Here is a 21,053-nt window from a genome sequence, read left to right as displayed (position 1 = left end):
GTATGGCGTCCGACCCACCCCAGGGGTCTTGCTATTCCCGGCCATCCGGGGATTTATTCGGCTTCCCGTAATCTAGCCACAATCGTGGCATGCGACAACCTGCGGTAAGAAGCTAGTGTCACGATCAATGCCATCAAGATGAGCAGTGTAATCAGGCTTGCGATCGGTAAAGGACTCATCCGGAAATCCGTAAACGCCATACCGTCCGCAATCCCTTTGGCAACCAGGTACGTCAAGCCCATCCCTGCCGTTCCCACGATCAAGCTGGTAAGCAATACGCTGTAGAGGCCTTCCAACACAAGCATCGCTCTTAATTGTCTCCGGGTCATGCCAATGCTCTCTAAAATAGCGAATTCGCCTCGTCTTGACCACATGCCTGTGATCACCGTATTGATGTAATTGAGGATTCCGATCAGGCCAATCACTAAGCTCAAGCTGTAGCCGATCATTTGAAAAATCCGAATAAACCCTTGCATCTCCTTCTTATAATCCTCCCGTGATTTGACGACTAGGCTGGGATGGGATGCCGTAAAGGATTTCACCGCCGATTCGACTTCACCAAGTTTAGCCGGATCGACGTGAAGGGTCACAGACAATAGAATCGGGTCTTTCACTGACTTTACGAACTCATCCGCCGGCCAAAACACCTTAAAACCTCCAACGGTGTAGTATTGGGTTCCCGCCGCATAAAGCGCATCCGAACCTAACACCGCCATCACCTTGTAACTCTTGTTCATCCCGTCGAACCGGATGGATTCGCCTGGCTGATAATAACGAGCATATTGATCGGACCCCAACAATGCTTCCGTTACAAGCACATAATCACCGGTGTCGAACTTGTTCCGGTCAAACGTCCCGGCGACGATATCCTTCGGATCGATCACCTCGTACCACCCCGGATCGAGTCCATGGAACTGCAGATCGACAGCTTTATTTTCCTTAATCCAGGCAATCGGGGACTCCTCGGGGGCTTCCGTCGTTGATAGAGGCTCAATCACTCGCTGAATCTTCTCGTTCAGTGGAAACGAAGCCTTGCGGAAATATACTTTGTCCATGCTAGCGACCCCGTCGATTTGCTTTAACTTCCGCGAGAACTCCTCCGTTAACGCGGCGTCATCCGGAGCAGGAACATCTCCTCGCCCGCCGACGTCTTCCTTGATTACGAAATCCCCCGTAATAAAACTGTTCAAATATTTATTGACGCTGAACGAAGAAATAACGGTGAAGATGACACTGAACAAGATGATGCTTAATGACAAAGAGGCCAGCATGAGCAGCAGTTTCCTTTTGGATCGGAACAAATTGGCGAAGGCCATACGTGAGAGCTTGGCCCCATACGACGAACGTTTCAGCTTTCGGCCAAGACTCCGGTTCTCGTTCCCGGCGATACCGGAAAATTTCACCGCTTCGACCGGGGAAATTCGCGACGCGGTGCGACCCGGTTTGCTGGCAGCGATCCGTACCGTCAGATAGGCAAAGAGCGCCGCCCCGATAAAGATCAAAGGGTTGCCAGAGCTCACCGTCTCCTCCGCCACTTCGCTGGAGAATCCGCTCATCAGCGGCATCAGACCTACACCGATTCCGTACCCCAACGCCAAACCAATGGGAAGGCCCACCAGATAAAGACGATTCGCTTGCATGGAAACGACGCGTTTCAATTGACGTGGTGTTGTTCCGATCGTCTTTAAGAGACCATAAAACTTGATATCCCGTACCACGGAGATATGAAAAATATTGTAAATTAACAGATATCCGCTGATCATAATGATCAGAATGAGCACAAGAAACGGAATGACATTGGCCGGATCTTCCTCTAGGCCAACGCTGCTATACGCCCAATTTACCCCGTACGGGGCATCCACTCCGGTATCTGACAGCACCTTTTGCAGCTTCTTCTCAATGCCGAAGGAATGATCGAACATCACGTCCAGCCGAATCGTATTGACGTAACTGCCCGTTTTCCGGGTCTGCATCGGATCGATCCGGGATAGATGCTGTTGGACGAAAGCCTCCGAGACGAATGCCATCCCCGCCATCGATAAATTCCGGTCCGCCGGAAAAACCCCCGACACCACAAACTCCTCCGTAACCGCTTGCCCGTCTATATCGAGTTCCAGCCGCACCTTGGCTCCCACTTCATGAGGCACTCCGAGCAAATCCAGCACCCAGGTACTCGTTGCGATCCCTTTCTCTTCCGTTGGCAAACTGCCTTTCTCGAATCGGATGAAGCTGTGCTTCGCCTCGTTCTCGTCGATTTGATCGATTTCCAGCGCCGTACCGCGAAATACGTCGCTCGTCGCACGGCCAACCAGTACGGATTGGCCATACTCTTTGATCGACGGGTGCTGCCGGATCTTCTCCGCCTCTGCGGGAGTCAAGTATTTAAAGCTGCCGTGATAGTCGCCGCCGGCCGTCTTCATTTTGGTCAACTGCATCGATTCGTTGATACTGAACGCCATCGTAAACACCGAAGTGAGCAGCAGCGTCGTCAGGATGATGGCACTGACGATCATTGCGTTACGCGGCAGATTTGCCTTCAAGCTTCGGTTGACGATGGTTGTGATTCCTGTTCGTTTATTCGTGGTCATTCGACGCCCCCGCCCCTCTTCCGGCACGGTTGGAGCGGCTGACGATTTGGCCGTCCTCGATCCGCACGATTCGATCCGCGGTGAGCGCGATCTCTTCATTGTGCGTAATCATCACGATCGTCTGGTGGAATCGTTCGCTCATCTGCTTCAGCAGAACCATCACTTCCTGGCTTGTTTTACTGTCCAGGTTGCCGGTCGGCTCGTCCGCCAAAACAATGGAAGGCTTGGTGGCCAGCGCCCGGGCAATCGCCACCCGTTGCTGCTGTCCGCCAGACAGATTCGCTGGCAAATGGTACATCTTATCGGACAGCCCAAGCGCACCGATCACCTGCTCCACATGCTCCCGATCTACGCGAGCCCCGTCCAACTCGATGGGCAACACGATATTTTCGTATACATTCAAGATGGGAATCAGATTGTAGCTTTGAAATACAAAGCCGACTGAACGTCGCCGAAAAATCGTCATCTTCTCGTCATTCATGGCATAAATATCGTTTCCGTCCACATGCACCTTGCCTTCGGTGGGACGGTCCAACCCGCCCAGCAGGTGGAGCAGCGTGCTTTTTCCGCTGCCGCTTGTGCCAACGATCGCAACGAATTCGCCTTTATCCACGCTTAGCGTGATCCCATTCAGCGCCTGGACGGCGTTAGACCCTAGGCCATACGTTTTCTTTAACTCTTCAACTTGCAGGATCGGCATACCGGTTTCTACCTCCCAACAAAAAATCCTGTACCTTATTCGTACAGGACTTACTGTAGCAAACGAATCTTTCGTTCGGATGTCCGAAAAATAACAAGATCGACATAATCCATCACTTTCACTTATAGGCTAGGTAAAAATAAAGAGAATACCGAACCCTCGCCTAGCTTGGACGACACCTTAAGGTACCCGCCCTGCGCCGTGATAATCTCCCGGGCCAGATACAGGCCGATTCCGACGCCTTCCTGCTGGGCCGCTTGCTTGCTACGATAGAAACGCTTGAAGATATCGTTCCATTCTTCCTCCGCGATCCCCATGCCCTGATCAGCAACATCGATGCGAACGAACATTTCGCCCGCCAGCGCCGAAATATTCAGGCCGCTCCCAGCGGCGCTGTATTTGACTGCATTTTCCAGCAGGTTAAACAACGCTTCGCCCGTCCATTTCGGATCGTGCCGTGCCGAGATAACCGGGTCACAGTTAATTGCGATTGGGATCCCTTTGCGCTCAGCGGTTGCGTAAACCTGAGAGACCGCTTGCGTAATCGTTGGAATCAGCGGCGATATGATTGTTTGCAGAGCGATCACCCCCGCCTCGAGCCGGGACATTTTGACCAAGGACCCGATCAGCCAATCCAGCTTGGCGGCCTGCGCCTTGATCTGAGCCGCATACTGGCGGGCCTCTTCACCCAAATCCGGGACTTCTTCCAGCAGTTCCCCGTATAGCATAATGCCGGATAGCGGCGTTTTCGTTTGATGTGAAATATCGGAGAGAAGCGTCTGAAGTTGGCCCCGCTCCGCTTCGACCTCCTCTTCGCGCGCCCGGGCCAGCTCGACATAACGGATCACCTTGTTCTCGAGCGCGGAAAGCTCCGTCTCTTCATAACCGGTGAGCCGCTGTTGACCCGCGATCGCGGTATCCACGATCTCATATGCTGCACGGATGGCGTTTGCGGACCTGGCCCGCAACGTCCAGGCGAATGAACCGGCTATGAGGAGCAACGCCGCCGCGAAAACGATGGGGATCCAAATCGGCGGGGTAAACACTTCCCCCGCCCATACCCAGGAAGCCAGCGGATAGCCCAGCACGAACAGGACAAACAGCGCACCGTAGGCTACGTAAACCCAATCGAAGGCCAACCCATTCCAGCGCGGTGAACCGGTCAGTCCATCCGTCCGCGGAGGAATGTGACGTGCTGCGAACTTGGCAAGTCCGTGCTCTCCGTTAGTCGCTCCATCGGTTGTCATGTCTGCACCCCCGCATCGGCCCAAAGGTATCCCAAGCCGTAAACCGTCTTGATATATTGGGGCGCAGCGGGATCCTCCTCGATTTTAGTCCGCAATCGCTTGATCGTGACGGTCAGCGCATTTTCATCCACAAATTCGGAATCTTGCCCCCATACGAGATAAATCAACTGCTCCCGGGGCAGGACTTGTCCCCGGTGGTTCACGAGCGCTTTCAGCAGCTTTTGTTCCGTCACACTAAGCGAGATGGCCGCGCCTTCCTTGCGGTAATCCATTTTTCCAAAGTCAAACGCGAGAGAACCGATGTTCACTTTATCCTCGCGGCTGGGGTCGCAGCGCCGAAGCACAGCCATCACCCGAGACCGCAGCACCATTAGGCTGAACGGTTTCGTGATGTAGTCATCCCCTCCCATCTCGAAGCCCATCACGATATCGGACTCCATATCGTTCGCGGTCAGGAAGATGACTGGCACCCGAGAAGCTTCCCTAAGCTTGGCGCAAAAGTCCAGGCCGCTTCCGTCCGGCAGCCTGACGTCGAGCAGCACCAGATCGATCCCGCCGGCCGCAAACCTTTCTTCCGCCCCCGCCAGATCATAGGCCTGCTCCACGGCGACTCCGTCCCTCGCCAATGTCAATGCGATCCCTTTGTTTAAGCCCACATCATCTTCAACAATCAGAATGCTCGTCATGATTCCGTACTTCCTTTCCTTCCGGTCATTCCTACAAGCAAATTATACATGAACGTAACCTCGGGTAAATCGTTTAACTATGACATAGATCCAACAGAAAGCGCCGCAACCCGATTTGCAGGCCGCGGCGCTTGGATTTAGAAAGACAGGTGACATTTTACTTCTTACGACTCCGCAGCTCCTTCATAATTTTGCGACCGGTTGGCGTTTGTGCCAGCCCGCCTTGCGCGGTTTCGCGGTGGCGGCTGGGCATCGCCGACCCGACCTCCAGCATCACGTCGATGACTTCGTCCGATGGGATTGCGCTGCGTACGCCGGCCAACGCCATATCGGCGGCTGCCAGTGCGTTTACCGCGCCGAAGCCGTTGCGTACGATGCAGGGAATCTCCACCAAGCCGCCGACGGGATCGCAGATCAAGCCCAGCGTGTTCTTGAGCGCGAGGCCGACGGCGTGCACCGCCTGCTCCGGCGTCCCGCCGCGCAACTCGACCATCGCCCCGGCTGCCATTCCGATCGCCGAACCAATTTCGGCTTGGCAGCCGCCTTCCGCGCCGGAAATAAACGAGTTGTTGGCGATCACGTAGCCGATGGCCCCGGCGCTGAACAACCCGCGCACGAGGTGCTCATCTTCCCAGCCGAAGCGCTCCTGGGCGCTGACGAACACGCCCGGGATGATGCCGCAGGAGCCCGCCGTCGGCGTAGCGACGATTCGCCCCATCGAGGCGTTAACCTCCGACACCGCCAGCGCATAGGCCATGGCCTGGCAAGCGATGTCGCCGACGGAGGCCTCACCACGGCTTCGATAGGTCTCGACTCGTTTGGCATCGCCGCCCGTCAGACCGCTTGTGGAGACGATGTCCTCCGTCAGCCCCTTGCTTACCGCCGATTTCATGATTTGATAGTATTCGCCCATGGCGGCCAGGATCTCGGCCTCCGATTGCCCGCTCTCCGCCGCCTGATCCTGGATCATGATGCCGGATATCGTTTGGGATTCCCGCTCGCACAACCCCACCAGTTCCCGCAAATTTCTAAAACGCATCCTGCCCACTCCTTTCTTATCTCGTTAGATCGATATAAGCAACCTGGTTGACATGCTCCAGCGACTCAATCGCCTTCATCAGTTCCGATGGGATCGGCGAGTCGGCTTCCACCACGGTCAATGCTTCGCCGGTGCGTCCTTTCCGATCGGTAATGATGTAGCCGATATTCACGTACTCCCGGCTGAACAAGGCGGTAATGCCCGCCAGAACTCCTTGGCGATCGGCATGGGATACGACCAGGGTCGGCAGCTCGCCCGAGCTCTTCACCTCAAAACCGTCGATGCTGCGGATGACGATCGTCCCACCCCCGATGGAAGCGCCCGTCACCTCCGTATGCCGGCCGTCTTGGCCGGTTAGTTTTATTTTTACCGTATTCGGATGAGCTCCCGGCTGTACTCCTGTGGTAAAGGACACCTCGACCCCTTGCTCTTCGGCGTCCTGCAGCGAATGACGAATTCGCTCGTCGTCCGTGCGGTAATCGAGGATGCCGCCAACAACGGCCAAATCGGTACCGTGTCCGCTGTACGTTTCGGCAAAAGAGCCGTAGAAGCAAATCGCCGCTTCCGCCGGCACGCTTCCAAACAGCTGACGGGCAAATCGTCCAATCCTCACCGCCCCGGCCGTATGTGAGCTGGAGGGCCCGATCATCGCGGGACCGATAATGGAGAACACGTTTTTGAATCGCATGGATTAATCTCTCCCTTGTTTACATTCAAGATGACCAAGCCGCCTATCACGAAAAAGAGACAGAACAAAAAGGCCGCTGCCCTTCTGCTCTGTCCCCGTTACCTGAAAGTTTAATGTTCCCGGAGAACCATTGGCCCGGGATCCATGTACCTCTTGGGTGGCTGATCGCTCTCTCCAGAGTGGCGTCCGATCATGGTCCTTGTACCTGAGAGATTCGGTTGCCGATTGCAGGACCGGCCCTTTGCTCCTTCGGTGCCGCTCCTCGGCTTACCCTAGCGGTACGCCCAGCGGACTCTCCCATCATCCTCATTCGCCTGTATGAATTGTATTAATGTAAAACGAAGTTAGCAAGATGTCAAGATAACTCACATAACGTTGCGTATTTCGTCAATCTATTTTAGTCATATTTTCCTATTTTTATGTGAAAATATGGTTATTTTTCATATGCAACCACTTGTATCCTTAATTTTACAGATATATACTATCCCCAACAACTCCAGATTTTACCTTATTTTATGAATTGTTGAAAATAAGGTGCACTCCGCGTCAACTTTCCTTCACATCAGGATCACTTGGATTTCCGTTACGCCTCTCACTCCGCATCCGGCTTCAACTACAACTTCTCATCCACCATGGTGTACCCGCATTTGCATCAACCACTTTGATGAAGGAGGTGATGAACAAAGGGACGTTTGCTCTTGCTTGATCCGTTTTCAGGCATAACGTGTCCGGACCTTGCTGAACGTTGCTCCGGGCGGCCGCCAAAGGATGTCTGCTGCACTTAAAACCTCATAAAGGGAGTGAAGAAGTTGATAAGTCTCAAGAGATTTCGCACATCTTTCTCGCTTGGCATGTCGATCCTTCTAGCGTTGACCCTCGTTCCCGCAGCCTCTGCCGACAGCAGTGGAGTTTCGGGAAAAACCAGCCTGAAATCGACCGCGCCTCACGTGGCTGAAGCCAAAATCGACGCCAAATTGCAGACTCAGTTTAAGCAGGACGACTTCGTCACCTACCTTGTCAAACTCAAAGAACAAACCGATACGGCCTCGGTCGCCAAACTGGCTCTCCAGAAAGCCACGCTGGAGAAAGCCACACCTTCCGCCGCGAAGCTTTCCGCTCGAACCTCCGTCGTCAGCGCGCTTCGCGAAACCGCCTCCCGCAGCCAATTCGCATTGGAGGATTACTTGCAGAAAGCCCAGCAATCCGGAGACGTAAAAGACTACCAAAGCTACTTTATCGTAAATGCCATGGCGGTGACAAGTACAAAAGAGGTACTGGAGCAAATCGCCCTTTTTCCTGAAGTGGAGAAGATCCTTCCGAATGAAGAGCGTCACTTGCAAAAGGTCGAAATCCATAAAGAATCGGCAATGCAACCTGCCGTAGAGGCACCATCCGTAAAACCGGCTGACGGTAAGTCGTCACCGCTGGACGGTGCAAGCAAGGACCCCTCCACCGTCACGCCTAGCAGCGTCGAATGGAATATCGCTCAAGTCAATGCCCCCGAGGTTTGGAACATGGGCATCGACGGGACAGGCATCGTCGTCGCCAACCTCGATACCGGCGTCGAGCTGAACCACCCGGCCTTGAGAAGCAAATGGCGTGGATTTGATGCCTCGGGCAATATCGTCGACCCCGAGCTTAGCTGGTATGATCCGCATAGCCATGCTTCACTGCCGACGGATGGCCACGGCCACGGCACGCACACCATGGGAACGATGGTCGGTTCGGAGCCGGACGGCTCGAATCAGATTGGGGTCGCGCCGGGAGCCAAATGGATCGCGGTCCGCATCTTTAACCCCTCCACCACGGACGCGATCATCCTCGATGGCGGCCAGTGGCTGCTGGCCCCGGTGGATGCCGAAGGAAATCTCCATCCGGAGCTCGCTCCCGATGTCGTCAACAACTCCTGGGGCGGCGGACCTGGCATCGACGAATGGTTCCGCCCGATCGTGCAGGCTTGGCGAAGCGCGCAGATTTTCCCCGAGTTTTCGGCGGGCAACGTTGATGAATTCAACCCGGGCGGCCCCGGTTCCGTAGCCGCACCGGCCAACTATCCCGAGGCATTCGCCACCGGCGCCACGGACATTAGCGGGAATTTGGCCGACTTCTCGTTGCGGGGCCCCTCGCCTTACGATGAAGTTAAACCGGAGGTTTCCGCACCGGGCGTGAACATCCGCTCCTCCGTTCCAGGCGGAGTCTATGAGGGCGGCTGGGACGGCACCTCGATGGCAGGTCCGCATACGACGGCGATCGCCGCGCTGCTGCTGCAGGCGAACCACTCCCTCACGGTAGACCAACTGGAGGATATCCTGACCAGCACGGCCACGCCTCGGACGGATAGCGAATATCCCACCTCGCCCAACAATGGGTACGGGAGCGGGATCGTCAATGCGCTGGACGCCGTCGGCTCCGTCCTGCAAGGGGTCGGAACCGTCTCCGGGCGCGTAGTCACCTCCGGAGAGGACCTGGACGAGCCAACCTTGGAACATGCGCCGCCTACTTTAGTATATGAAGGCTTCGACGCGACGCTTTCCGCACGCGTCAGCGACGATGTCGCCGTCACATCGGTCGAGTTTTACGCCAAGGAAGCAGGAACCAGCCATTATTTATACCTTCCGGCCAAACGGGTTTCCGGAAACGAGAAGGACGGTGTATATGAAGCCACCGTACCCGCCTTCCTAATCGGGACGGCTGGACTCGAATATTACATTCGGGTGAACGACTTCGGCAACAACGGGTTTGACAGCAAGCCGTACGCCGTCACGGTGTCGGCCGGCATCGCGCCCGGGTATCTCCAGGATTTCGAGACGGAGACCACCGGGTTCCAGTCTGGCGGTACCGGGAACACCTGGGCCTGGGGAACGCCGGTTAGCGGACCGGGCAGTGCCTATTCCGGCGACAAGGTGTATGCCAGCAATTTGACCGGAAGTTACGCCTCCGGCGCCGATTCTTATCTGCTGACACCGCCGATCGATTTAACGGATAGTCCGCGTGGGGCGCTGCTTTCTTTTAAACATTGGTATGACCTGGAAGCAGGGCGCGATTTCGGCACGGTGTACATCGCTTCCTTGGATTCCGACTACGCCTTCGTACCGCTGGCGGAATTCACCGGCACGAGCGGGGGCTGGAAAACGCAATACCTGGACCTGCGCGACTATGCCGGTCAGCAGATTTACTTGCAGTTCGGACTGAGCAGCGACGGCTCCGTGCAGAAGGCTGGCTGGTACTTGGACGACCTGTCCCTGCAAACACCTGACGCCATCGCACCTGCGGCACCGACCGATCTGACCGGCTCCGTCAACTTTGCCGGAAGCGCCGAATTGTCCTGGTCACCGTCTGTCGATGAAGACGTGAAGTTGTACACCGTCTATCGCTCGACCACTTCGGGATCCGGTTATGCGGCCATCGGAACTACCTCGCAAACGGAATTTACCGATACGGCAACCGAGACCGATCATACCTACTATTACGTGGTTACCGCTACGGATTACAGCGACAATGAAAGCGCCAAGTCCAATGAGCTGGAGCTGGCGGTCGTGCGTCCGGCGACGGTATTCAGCGACAACTTCGACGGCAGCAGCGACAATGGTTGGACGCACAGCGGGACGAGGGACGAATGGGAACGCGGCACTCCTGCAGAACCTGGACCGGCCAGCGCGGTCTCGACGCCAAACGTCTGGGGGACCGACCTCGACAACAACTATGAGAATGGAGCAAGCGCCTCCCTCGTCTCTCCGACGATCGATTTGAGCGCCATCAATAATGCCACGCTGCTGTTTGATCAGTGGTTCGAAATCGAAACCAATTACGATAACGGCTATGTGGAGATCAGCTCCGACGGCGGGAACACGTGGAACGAGCTGGGCAAATTTTCGCACAGCACCAACGGCAAGCAATGGAGCTCGGTTTATTACAATCTCGATGCTTACGCCGGAGAACAAGTCAATGTGCGGTTCCGATTAACGACGGACGGCAGCGTCGTGAAAGCCGGCTGGTATATCGACAACGTTCAGGTGCTTAGCGCGAATACGCCGGAATCTCTGGTCACAAAAAACGTGCTTGGCGAAGCAGGCACGAAAACGGACAAGGTGGTGAAATCCGGACCTGCCTTTAAACTGACCCGTATGAGCAAGACCGAATACGAACAGCTCGTGAAGTCCGCGAAGCCTGCCGGAGACATCGGCATTAGCAGCTTGCCGGCCAGTGCTACCGTAACGGTGCTGGAAACCGGACGTTCGGTGAAAACCGATCCCGCCACCGGACGGTACAGCTTGAACCATGTCGCCGGAGATTATACGCTGAAAGCGGAAGCCTACGGATATTATCCGCAAACGGCGAATGTTACCGTTGCCGATCAGACAAATGCCAAAGTGAACTTTCATCTGCAGCCGATTCCGAAAGGAACCCTCGGCGGGACGATTACCGACGAACGCACCGGAGAGCCGATTTCTGGCGCTACAATCATGGTGCTTGAAGACGCGACGATCGCCCCTCAAACGACTGGAGCCGACGGCAGCTTCTCGTTCGAGGTGCTGGAAGGGACCTATACGTTGTCGGTCAGAGCGGCCGACTATTACGGGAATACGCGAACCGTTACGGTACCGCCGAACGGAACGGCCGACGGCTCGTTAGCCCTCAAGCCTTTCGTGGGCTTGCCGGGCGAAATCGCCTACGATGATGGCACGGCGGAGAATGCCTGGGCCTTCAACGCGGCCAACAATGCGTGGGCTGTACGCATGACGCCGGACGCCGGCGCGGCGCAAGTCACCGGCGCGTCGATCCGATTCTGGAACACCGAATGGCCGGTTCCTGGCGGAACTGCCTTCCAATATGCCGTTTATGATGCATCGGGACCGGGCGGGGCACCGGGGCGGCAATTAGCCGGTCCTTATGACGGCACCGCGCTGCGCAACGACCAATGGACCGTGCTCGAATTGCCGGAGCCGGTCACCGTCGAAGGCGACTTCTATATCGTGTATATACAAACCTTGGCCGGAACGAGCGCTCCGGGAGTAGCCACCGACGAAACCAGCCCGAACGCCCATCGCAGCTGGAATCGGATCAGCGGAACATGGGCCTTGACGGACGAAGAAGAAGGCAATTACATGATTCGCGCCACCGTGCGCTATCCGGTCAACGCGCCGATGATTACGTCTCCGTCGGACGGGGCTTACACGAATCAATCCACCTTCACCGTCACCGGAACTTCGCCGGCCAACAATGCCGACGTTAAAGTCTACAACGGCACGGAGCTCGCGGGAGAAACCACGGTCGAGAACGGACAATTCAGCCTGCCGATCGAACTTCACGATGGAGCCAACGCCTTGTCCGCCGAAGTGATCATGAACGGGAAAACAACCGACCGTTCTCTGCCAGTCACGATTACGCTGGACACCACCGTTCCAGATCTGGATGTCGTTTCGCCGGCAGATGGCTTCCGCACCAATTCGGAGGTGCTGAATGTGACGGGTTCGGCGCTCGATGAGTTCCTGAGCAAGCTGACCGTGAACGGACAAGAGGTACCGCTGGAAGGCGGCGGCGCATTTGCGTACCGCTTGCTGATCAATGCGGGAGAGAATCTGGTTACCGTTACTGCTTCGGACCTCGCTGGGAACGAAACGACGGTCACCCGGACCGTCTACGTGGATACCGAGCTGCCGGAGATCGCCAATCTGTCGCCGGCAGAGGACGTCCATCTGACAGCGGGAGAAGCGTTGACGGTATCCTTCGACAGCGTCCCGGGACTTGCGGCTTCGTTCCGCATCGAATTGCCGCTGTCGTTATCCGGCGGCACGAGCAGCGGTATTCCACTCACGGAAACGACGCCGGGACATTATGAGGGAACGTATACGACGCCCGCATCGCTTGTCCTGGAAGGCGGCCTGATCGTGGTGACGGTTCGGGACACGGCAGGGAACCTCGGCGACTTCCAGGCACCGGGCCGCTTGTTCGTTAGCGCGCCGGGCGAAGATCCCGGGGAAGATCCTGGGGAGGAACCTGGAAACACCCCGAACGTTCCGCCGGTAGCCGTGATCGATGCCGTAGAGCGTGCGGCCAAGAATAAGCAGATCGACTTTGACGGATCGGCCTCTTCGGACGCCGACGGCCATATCGTCCGCTATAGCTGGTCGTTCAGCGACGGCGGCACGGAGCTCGGCCCCAAAGTCAATCACCGTTTCTCCGCCGCCGGGGGTTACACCGTCACCTTGACGGTGACCGATGACGACGGCGCCGTAAGCACGGTGGTTCACAAAATCGTGATCCGGTAACTTTCGGACTCAAAGCAAATCAGCCCCAAGCGGTTTACGCCGCTTGGGGCTGATTTTTTTAACTAGGAAGGTATATTGACCTGCTCTTTCCAATTCTCTCGCTCAGGATCAACAGCCAGTTCATGCAGGCGCCCTTTGGCCTCCATCAATTTTTCACGAAACCCTTCACTTTCCCATACGGTAGACAATGACGTCCCTCCCTGGTTTTTAGCGTAAGGTCCATTCTCGCTCGCTGTAGATTTGGATACACCCTTCCGAAAGACTTTTCAAAAAGCGGCTTCTCACGCTTTGCATCAACAGCTCCATTTCGACTTCCGAACGTGCAGGTTTTAAAGAAACCGAAGTCCGGATGATCTCCGTTTGCTTCCGTCGGCTTGCCGAGCGAATCATTTCCGATATGTCCACCTGTCGCATCATCCATCCCGCCTTGTTCGCCGCTTCATCTGATAAGTTACCTATTAGCCTATCGCACATCAAAAAACAACCACACCGGCGTTAGGAAGCCGAGAAGCTGCGGATCACCTCTTCAAACGCCGGCTCGGCCATGTCAACGTCATCGATGTCGCCCCAATCGCTAAGCACCCGGATGATCTCCATCGTCCCGATCTCATGCCGGTTCGCTTCGACAACTACGGTGTCTTCCTCGGTGCCCGTCACCCGAAACGGCAGTCTCCCCGCCTCCGCCTCCTCCGGTACCCGGAACGGTCCGCGGAACTTGACGCGAATCACCGTCGGCAAGCCGATCTGTTCCCGCAGTGCCGGGATCGTGCCGTCATAGGTCAGCCTGCCTTGATCGATGACCATCACGCGGTTGCAGAGTTGCTCGATGTCGTCCATGTCGTGGGTCGTGAGCAGGATCGTTTTGCCGAAATCGCGGTTGAGCTTCAGCAAAAACTGCCGGATATTCCGCTTGGCATGCACATCCAGGCCGATCGTCGGCTCGTCCAGGAACAGCAGTTCCGGGTCATGCAGCATTGCCGCCGCGATGTCAGCCCGCATCCGTTGACCCAGGGACAGCTTGCGGACCGGGGTTAACCAGAACTCGTGCAGATCCAGCAACTCACCGAATTGGTCCAGGCGCTGCGCCTTCTCGGCACTGCTGACGCCATACATCTCCGCGAGAATATCGTAGGAATCCTTCACCGGTAAATCCCACCACAGCTGGCTGCGCTGCCCGAAAACCACGCCTAGTTGACGCACGGCCTGCCGCCGATCCCGGTGCGGGTTGACGCCGCCGACCCTCACCTCCCCGGAGGTCGGGTGCAGAATACCGGTGAGCATTTTAATCGTCGTCGATTTGCCCGCCCCGTTAGGCCCGATATATCCGACGAACTCCCCGCGCTCGACCTGGAAGCTGATCCCGCACACCGCCTCCTTCAACCGATATTCCCGCGAAAACAACGTGCGGAGTCCGGAAAATCTCCCTTCGCGTACGACAGGCGTCTTGAAATCCTTCGTTAAGTTATGAACTTCAATCATCTTCGTCCCCCTCCCCTTAGCTTCCCGTACTCTGGTACTTCGTGATGCCAAAACGCCAAAACCGCAGGCTGGCGAATAAGCAGATGGCCGCTATACCAGCCGTTGCCGCGAGCACCCACGGTCCCAAGTCGCCGCGCAACAGGTACAACGACGGCACGTAGTTGACGAATCCGACCGGAATGGCGAACAACAGCAGCGAAGACATCCATTTCGGATACAAGGTCAGCGGATATTGCGCCGCAGTGCGGGCCGCATCTTCCGTTATGTTCTGCAGCTCGACGATCCGGGTGGTCCAGAAGCCCAGCGTAGCAGTAGCCAGCCCGATCGAGAACAGGATGACCGCCCCCGTCAGGATGATGAACAACGTCGCGATCCCAGCGGTCCAACCGACTTGTCCGCTACGCATCATCGCTCCGAGCGCCCAGCTCAGAATGAACCCGCCCTGCAGCAGCTCGGCGGGCATCAGCCGGAACTTCTGCGGCATTAACGCGAACAGTACCGGAATCGGCCGGGTAAGCAACTGGTCGAGCTCACCGCCGACGAGGTATTTTTCCAGATGGTGCACTTCGTCGGCAAACGTGCGGTAGATCGTCTTTGATAATGTCATCACCGCGAACAGGTACCCAATCTCGTACACCGACCACCCTCGGATCGCGCCGAACCGGTCCAACACGATCGCGACCATCAGAAATTCGGAGATTTGAACCAACGCAGCCAGCAAGGTGCCGACAACAAAGTTGAATTTGTATTGCATTCGGCTGCGGATGGTGGTGCGAACGAGCAGCCCGTAGAGTCTTAGCCAGGAGCGTAATTTTGCTGGGTTCATCCTCCTTGCACCTCCACCTTTCGCCGCATCAGCCGGGTAGCCAAGAGGCATAGCAACGTCATCAAGGCGCACCAAAATACCGTTCCCCATAACGCGAAGACGCTACCGTTTCCAAGATATAACGTTGTCGGTACATACAGCAAATAAGGGTACGGCGTAAGCCAAGCAAAGGATTCGAGCCAGCCGGGGAGCCATTCCAGCGGTATAAAGAAGCCGGCGAGCAAATTGACCAGCGCGTGATGCCCCCAATACAACCAGGACGACTCGGTGGTCCATAAAGCGCTGATCCCGATGAGATAATTGATGCAAATGGATAAGTAGGAGGCTCCAAGCAAGCCGGCGACGGTGAACAGTACGGCGATTCCATCGCCCGGAACCGGTAAGGAGAAGACGAAAAAATACAGGAGATAAATCGGGAAGGATTTGTACACGAGCTGGTAGGCGATTTGCCCCCATTCCTTGGACATCATGTGGGTGAACAGGTGAATGGGCCGCATCAGATCCAGGGCAATTTGCCCGGTCCTGACGGATTGCGGAATACCAAGGCCGTTCGTGATGAAGCTGGTGACCCAGAGGGCGGACTGCGTAAAGGCGATGTAAGCGACCATGCCTTGCGTTCCGTAGGTTCCCAGCGAGTGGTCCCGGCCCAGCCCGATCCAGATGCACGCGTACATGAAGCCGAACATGGCGCTTGCGATATTATGCACCAGGTGGGCTCCGCGGTACTGCACATTGCGGGCGTAGGCTTTGGAAGCCAGGGTGAAATAAAGCCCAGGGTTAAACATTTGACACCTCCGATAAGCATGTTTAGAGCGAATAGAATCGCTCTCCCGGACGGATATCCCGTCCACTTCAGTCAAGGCGAATATAAGAAAGAAGGCCACTAGCATACCGCAATAATTCGAGTGTGGCAAGGAAATTTTTCCTGCCGGTATCATTCTCTCCTTGCCCACCACAATCCTGGATGCAAGATGACACCCAGCCAAGAACAGGCAACGAATATATGCGAAAATTCGAATAGAATGGAACGTTTCTGGCAATTTCAACGAAATGTAGATGAAATTTCATATACATTCTCGCCTCATCAGGTCTTAGGCACAGAATCTGTATGAAAAATCGAATAGAATGAATCATTTTTGCCGCCGTCCGCATTATGTATATGATAAAACGAACACATTTCAACGCAAATAACCCCAGCCTATCCTCACAGTAGGCTGGGGTTATCCGTAAACAACAACGCTACGCTTCGCGGATCCGGTACAGCAGGCTGTCGAAGTCGCCGCGCAGCGGGAGCTCCAGCCCGATTTGCATCAGGCTCCGGCCGCTTCGGGTGCCGGGCAGCCCTTCGATCGCGTAGGATTTGTCCGGCATGAGCCCTTGCAGGCGCAAACGCGGCAGACGATCGCCAAGTCGTTGCGAATGCAGGAACGCCAGCAGCACGCTTTCCCCGCGACTTTCGTCCACGTACTGGACCGCGGTTACGCCCAGGTGACCCAGCGAATCCAGCCGATACTGGTCGCCGAACTGCACCAGCGGACGGATCGCTTTGTATTGCCGGACGAATCCGGCCGCCTCTTCGAGCTCCGCATCGCTCCAATGATTCAGGTTCGCGCCGATGCCCAGCGTCCCCATCATCGCGCTGTGGAACCGGTACGGCAGCGACAGAACGCGGCGGTTCATCCCGGTGGGCGACTCGGTCACCCAGCAGGTCATCATCTTCGGCGCGTACACATAGGAGAAGCCCTCCTGGATGCTCAGCCGATCAAACGCATCGGTGTTATCGCTCGGCCAGGCCTGGTCGGCATAACGGAAGATGCCAAGATCGATCCGCGAGCCCCCGCCGGCACAGGTCTCGAATTCCACGTGCGGAAAGCGGCGGCGCAGCTCGGCCCAGATCTCATACAGGCTCTGCACATGGCGAATCCAGATCTCCTTCTGGCGGTTCAGCGGATGGTCCTTCATCCCCGGCTCGGTCACCGTCCGGTTCATGTCCCATTTGATGAACTTGATCTGATGCTGACTAAGCAGGTCGGTCATGAACTCCAGGATATAGCTTTTCACCTCCGGCTTGGAGATGTTTAAGAGTAGCTGATTGCGCAGCTCCGTCCGGCCTCGAGTCGGAAAATGATACACCCAATCCGGATGGCTCCGGTACAAGTCGCTGTCCGGATTCACCGCTTCGGGCTCCACCCAGATCCCGAACTCCATGCCAAGTTCATGCACCCGTTCGATCAGTTCGCCAAGCCCGTTCGGGAACTTCTCCCGGTTGACGACCCAATCGCCGAGTCCGGCGCGGTCGTGGTTACGCGCCCCGAACCAGCCGTCGTCAACGACGAACAACTCGACGCCCAGCTTGGCCGCGCGCTCCGCCAGGGCCATTTGGTCCTGCGCGTTCACATCGAAATACGTCGCTTCCCAAGAGTTGTACAGCACCTTGCGCGGCTCTCGGCTCGGCAACACATCATCGTGTTGATAGCGGTGCAACTGCCGGCTCATCCCGCCGAACCCGGCGGTGCTGTAACCACCGATGAATGCAGGTGCCTCGAACGATTCGCCGGGGCCAAGCTGCCACGTGCTGTCGAAGTCGTGGATGCCGCCGGTCACGCGAACGTGACCAAACGCGGTTTGTTCAGCGACGATCTTCCAGTTACCGCTCCACGCCAGTGCCCCAAACCAGACGTCGCCTCGTTCCTCCGTCGCCGTCCCATCCTCGACGGCAAACCATGGATTGGCATGGCCGTCGGTAAAGCCGCGCCGCGATTCCAGCACCTTTTTCCCCTCGGATAGGAAGGTACGACGTAGTTGAAATTCGCCTGCCCATTTACCGGTAACATGCGTGAACCGGTAGTCCCGTAACACCGGCATCGTCCAGGCCGCCGACTGGATCGTCTCCAGCAGCACCGGCGCGTCGCCTAAATTCACGAAGCTAACAGTTCGTTCCAGCACGTCGTGCTCAGAAATCGCCGCGTAGCTCAAACGGACCTCCAACGGGTACACTTCGTCCCGAAACGTGAGGGTCAGCGTTTCTTTCCCGCTCTGCCGATCCACCAGATACCCGGTATATTGCGGACAGAAATCACGCACCCCGTCGGGCCAAGTCACTTTCAGCGACGGCTCGACATACCCGACGCCGCCCCAGAAGCTGTACTCCTCCGCTTCCCGTTCGATTTCCGCGTCGAAGGAGCTGTGCCCCCGCGTCCCGAGCAGCGGCAACGCCTCCGACGGATCAATAGGCGCTCCCCAGTACAAATGCTGGAGCCGCCCCTTCTCGTTTAAGCCAAACACATAGGAGCTGCCATTCGTTTGTAAGGCGAATAATCGGTTTAGTTCATCTACCCAAATAGCCATGTTCTGATCACCGTCCGCTGAGTTTAAGTATTTTGGCTTCCGCCGGCTCCAGGTCAACGACCAATTCGCCTATGGTTTCCTGCTCCGTGCCTTCCCACAAATCGACCACCTGATATCGCGTGTTCGGATCAAGCCCCGCCCGCGACAGAGATACGGTCTTCCGTGCTGCTGTCGTCCCGTCAAAGTTAAACACCGCGATATACAGCGCTTCGCCGGGAGCATCCGACACGAACACATCGGCCGCCCGGTCGCCGAACCCCCACTCCAACGGCCGGAAAGTTCGTCCCATGCGCGCCACGTCCATCACCGCGCGGTTGCCGAGCCAGGCTCTGGCGCGCTCCGCCGCCCCTTCCTTGCGGAAGTCGTCGCCAAGCAGCAGTAACGTTCCGGCGAGGGTCGCCGCTGTCAACCGGCTTCGCCCTTCCTGGTAGCTCGTTGCTTCCTGGTTAAAGCTTTTGAACAGCACCGTGTGGTCCGGGTCGTTGAAACGATAAAGCGAATCGTTCATCCACCAGCCATAGGTCAGCGAATTCAGCAAATATTCGGTATCGCCGATTTGTCCGAACACGTCGCAGGAAATGCGGCGGCTGTGAGCAAAGGCGTACGGAAAGAGCGGCGCGATCGACAGATTGATGAAGAACGGCCGTCCCGCCGCCTCCGGCGACAGCTTCGCTGCCAAATAAGATAAGCCGTGGCGGTATGCGGCAATTCCGGTCGTGATGGCCGGGTCTTCATGCTTCCCTTCCAGCGCCCCATGCGCCATGAAGTCCAGCTTGATATATTCGAAGCCTTCGCGGATCACCTTCTCCGTAAACCAGTCAATGCGCCGCAAAGCCCCGGGATGTGTCGGATCGATCGCCAGACCGCCGGCGATGTCCGCCACGATCTCCCCCTCCGCGTCGCGGAGCAGAATCTCGCCATAGGTATACTTGCCGTCCGTACCCTCCACTTCGCGGCCGAATTGCTCCGGTCCGCCCCAGAATGCAAACGGCGTCCAATACGTGCCCGGCTTGTGCCCGTTTGCCCGCACCCGGCGCAACGCATCGGCCATTTCCTCCGCCGTCAGCCGGTCCCAGAACGCGTCGAAATTGATATAAAGCGCACCGTCGCTCTCAAACCCCAAAGGCTGTACCTCGCGTTTCAAAAAATCACTCGTCGATACATACAACTCGTAATCCAACGTGCTCATCGCCGCCGACCAGCTGTTCCAGCCAAAAGGCACGCCGCCCTCCCATTTCAGCGGTGGTTCGACCGCCGCGTTGGCTCGGCCGTACGCCTCCACCCCCTCGCGGTAGTCGTCGTAATACCCGGCGAATACGAGCGGGGATGCGACCCGGGGGCCGTGAACATAACCGTGCGGCTGCGTATCGCGCGTCATCTCGCTTGTCGCCCCGGCATACAGCTCGAAGTCGTCCAGCTTGTCAGGTTGTTCGCTTCGAATTCGGATGCCGGTCTTCCACACGTCATGGGATACTGAACCGGTCACGAACCCCTGTCGGCTCCCCGGATAGAAGAGCGCTGCCGCTTCGTAGCTTTCCGTCTCCCAAGGCAGCGCCTTGGCGATGTAGCGTACCCATTTATCGTTGTCGTAAGGGATGCGAAGGGCATGCAGCTGGTCCTCCCCGAATAGCCCGTTACCAGAGTCTTTTTCGATCTCCAGCTTAGCGGACTTCATCACCGCAATCCGGTTCAGCTTCATATCATCCTCGCCGACCACAACGACCCGGATCAAAAAGAACGGCTGCTGCTCATAAAGATAAAAATGTTGTTCTACCTCCGGCAATCCGGGTTTTTCATGCCGAACCACAACCTGAACACCTTGGCCGAAACGATCGTTCAGCTCCTTCGGCTCCCCGTACGCCTGATGGCTCTCGTACATACCGGTATGGTATTCCCGGCCCTGCCACCGGAATGCGCTATGGATCCCGCTCCAGCTACATGCGCCGCGGCAGCTAAACGCGAATTCGCCTACTGCCAGATCAAAGGTTAATTGGGCGAGCCCGTTCTCCAAACGCAATTGCGTATCCGAATCCGCCGCAAAGCGGACTTTTGCCGAGATCGATCCATCCATGGTCATCCAACTCCACTCCTTCTCCGCCTATTCGCCCTCATTATAAGATCGAACTCCAGAGGGTTCTATAGAGCGATGTTCCGATCGATAACGGGAAATGACTTTTTTGGGA

At 56.7% G+C, this 21,053-nt stretch carries 13 protein-coding genes and 1 riboswitch; of the genes, 1 reads left to right on the top strand and 12 read right to left on the bottom strand.

The window, feature by feature from the left end:
* Positions 1 to 53: 53 nt before the first annotated feature.
* The 6 genes from MKZ15_RS05160 to sdaAB all read right to left on the bottom strand — a co-directional run bounded on the left by MKZ15_RS05160 (position 54) and on the right by sdaAB (position 6,948).
* Positions 54 to 2,588 (bottom strand): FtsX-like permease family protein, encoded by a 2,535-nt coding sequence (locus tag MKZ15_RS05160; protein WP_339820351.1) that lies wholly within the window; start codon positions 2,586 to 2,588, stop codon positions 54 to 56.
* Positions 2,575 to 3,288: an ABC transporter ATP-binding protein gene (locus MKZ15_RS05155; RefSeq protein WP_155606372.1), complete on the bottom strand. Its 714-nt coding sequence runs from the start codon at positions 3,286 to 3,288 to the stop codon at positions 2,575 to 2,577. Before MKZ15_RS05155 ends, MKZ15_RS05160 begins: the two co-directional genes overlap by 14 nt.
* Before the next feature lie 122 nt (positions 3,289 to 3,410).
* Entirely contained in the window at positions 3,411 to 4,535 is a 1,125-nt protein-coding gene (locus tag MKZ15_RS05150) for a HAMP domain-containing sensor histidine kinase (protein WP_339820348.1), read from the bottom strand.
* The gene (locus MKZ15_RS05145) at positions 4,532 to 5,221 is read right to left on the bottom strand and encodes a response regulator transcription factor (RefSeq protein WP_155606370.1); all 690 of its coding nucleotides are present in this window, start codon (positions 5,219 to 5,221) and stop codon (positions 4,532 to 4,534) included. The genes MKZ15_RS05150 and MKZ15_RS05145 overlap by 4 nt, the downstream gene beginning before the upstream one ends.
* 157 nt (positions 5,222 to 5,378) lie before the next feature.
* Entirely contained in the window at positions 5,379 to 6,260 is an 882-nt protein-coding gene (sdaAA, locus tag MKZ15_RS05140; RefSeq protein ID WP_339820345.1) for an L-serine ammonia-lyase, iron-sulfur-dependent, subunit alpha, read from the bottom strand.
* Between the two features lie 16 nt (positions 6,261 to 6,276).
* Positions 6,277 to 6,948 carry an L-serine ammonia-lyase, iron-sulfur-dependent subunit beta gene (sdaAB, locus tag MKZ15_RS05135; protein ID WP_213623519.1) on the bottom strand — a complete coding sequence of 224 codons (672 nt, stop codon included), beginning with the start codon at positions 6,946 to 6,948 and terminating at the stop codon, positions 6,277 to 6,279.
* Between the two features lie 183 nt (positions 6,949 to 7,131).
* A riboswitch (glycine riboswitch) is annotated at positions 7,132 to 7,258 on the bottom strand.
* 499 nt (positions 7,259 to 7,757) lie between these two features.
* Here sdaAB and MKZ15_RS05130 point away from each other — a divergent pair.
* Positions 7,758 to 13,217 carry a S8 family serine peptidase gene (locus tag MKZ15_RS05130; protein WP_213623520.1) on the top strand — a complete coding sequence of 1,820 codons (5,460 nt, stop codon included), beginning with the start codon at positions 7,758 to 7,760 and terminating at the stop codon, positions 13,215 to 13,217.
* A 62-nt stretch (positions 13,218 to 13,279) separates the two neighbouring features.
* Here MKZ15_RS05130 and MKZ15_RS05125 read toward each other — a convergent pair whose 3' ends face one another.
* The 6 genes from MKZ15_RS05125 to MKZ15_RS05100 all read right to left on the bottom strand — a co-directional run bounded on the left by MKZ15_RS05125 (position 13,280) and on the right by MKZ15_RS05100 (position 20,947).
* Positions 13,280 to 13,405, bottom strand: coding sequence for a hypothetical protein (locus MKZ15_RS05125; protein WP_272491392.1), 126 nt, complete (start codon positions 13,403 to 13,405; stop codon positions 13,280 to 13,282).
* A gap of 307 nt (positions 13,406 to 13,712) precedes the next feature.
* A complete protein-coding gene (locus MKZ15_RS05120) occupies positions 13,713 to 14,696 on the bottom strand; it encodes an ATP-binding cassette domain-containing protein (RefSeq protein ID WP_155606365.1) in 984 nt (327 codons plus the stop codon).
* A 16-nt stretch (positions 14,697 to 14,712) separates the two neighbouring features.
* The gene (locus MKZ15_RS05115; RefSeq protein ID WP_193415609.1) at positions 14,713 to 15,522 is read right to left on the bottom strand and encodes an ABC-2 family transporter protein; all 810 of its coding nucleotides are present in this window, start codon (positions 15,520 to 15,522) and stop codon (positions 14,713 to 14,715) included.
* Entirely contained in the window at positions 15,519 to 16,307 is a 789-nt protein-coding gene (locus MKZ15_RS05110) for an ABC-2 family transporter protein (protein ID WP_339820337.1), read from the bottom strand. The genes MKZ15_RS05115 and MKZ15_RS05110 overlap by 4 nt, the downstream gene beginning before the upstream one ends.
* A gap of 454 nt (positions 16,308 to 16,761) precedes the next feature.
* Complete coding sequence (locus tag MKZ15_RS05105; protein ID WP_339820335.1) at positions 16,762 to 18,870, bottom strand: alpha-galactosidase; 2,109 nt, start codon at positions 18,868 to 18,870, stop codon at positions 16,762 to 16,764.
* 7 nt (positions 18,871 to 18,877) lie between these two features.
* On the bottom strand, positions 18,878 to 20,947 hold the full coding sequence (locus MKZ15_RS05100; RefSeq protein WP_339820333.1) for an alpha-galactosidase: 2,070 nt from the start codon (positions 20,945 to 20,947) through the stop codon (positions 18,878 to 18,880).
* Between the last annotated feature and the right edge of the window lie 106 nt (positions 20,948 to 21,053).

The organism is Paenibacillus sp. FSL R7-0216 (assembly GCF_037969915.1).
Taxonomy (GTDB): Bacteria; Bacillota; Bacilli; order Paenibacillales; family Paenibacillaceae; genus Fontibacillus; species Fontibacillus rhizolycopersici.
This window is presented reverse-complemented; position numbering and strand designations above follow the sequence as displayed.

Coding starts and splice junctions, on each gene's coding strand:
- sdaAB (WP_213623519.1), bottom strand. CDS start 6,948: ATGCGATTCAAAAACGTGTTCTCCATTATCGGTCCCGCGATGATCGGG.
- MKZ15_RS05150 (WP_339820348.1), bottom strand. CDS start 4,535: ATGACAACCGATGGAGCGACTAACGGAGAGCACGGACTTGCCAAGTTC.
- MKZ15_RS05145 (WP_155606370.1), bottom strand. CDS start 5,221: ATGACGAGCATTCTGATTGTTGAAGATGATGTGGGCTTAAACAAAGGG.
- MKZ15_RS05120 (WP_155606365.1), bottom strand. CDS start 14,696: ATGATTGAAGTTCATAACTTAACGAAGGATTTCAAGACGCCTGTCGTA.
- MKZ15_RS05160 (WP_339820351.1), bottom strand. CDS start 2,588: ATGACCACGAATAAACGAACAGGAATCACAACCATCGTCAACCGAAGC.
- MKZ15_RS05110 (WP_339820337.1), bottom strand. CDS start 16,307: ATGTTTAACCCTGGGCTTTATTTCACCCTGGCTTCCAAAGCCTACGCC.
- MKZ15_RS05105 (WP_339820335.1), bottom strand. CDS start 18,870: ATGGCTATTTGGGTAGATGAACTAAACCGATTATTCGCCTTACAAACG.
- sdaAA (WP_339820345.1), bottom strand. CDS start 6,260: ATGCGTTTTAGAAATTTGCGGGAACTGGTGGGGTTGTGCGAGCGGGAA.
- MKZ15_RS05100 (WP_339820333.1), bottom strand. CDS start 20,947: ATGACCATGGATGGATCGATCTCGGCAAAAGTCCGCTTTGCGGCGGAT.
- MKZ15_RS05155 (WP_155606372.1), bottom strand. CDS start 3,288: ATGCCGATCCTGCAAGTTGAAGAGTTAAAGAAAACGTATGGCCTAGGG.
- MKZ15_RS05115 (WP_193415609.1), bottom strand. CDS start 15,522: ATGAACCCAGCAAAATTACGCTCCTGGCTAAGACTCTACGGGCTGCTC.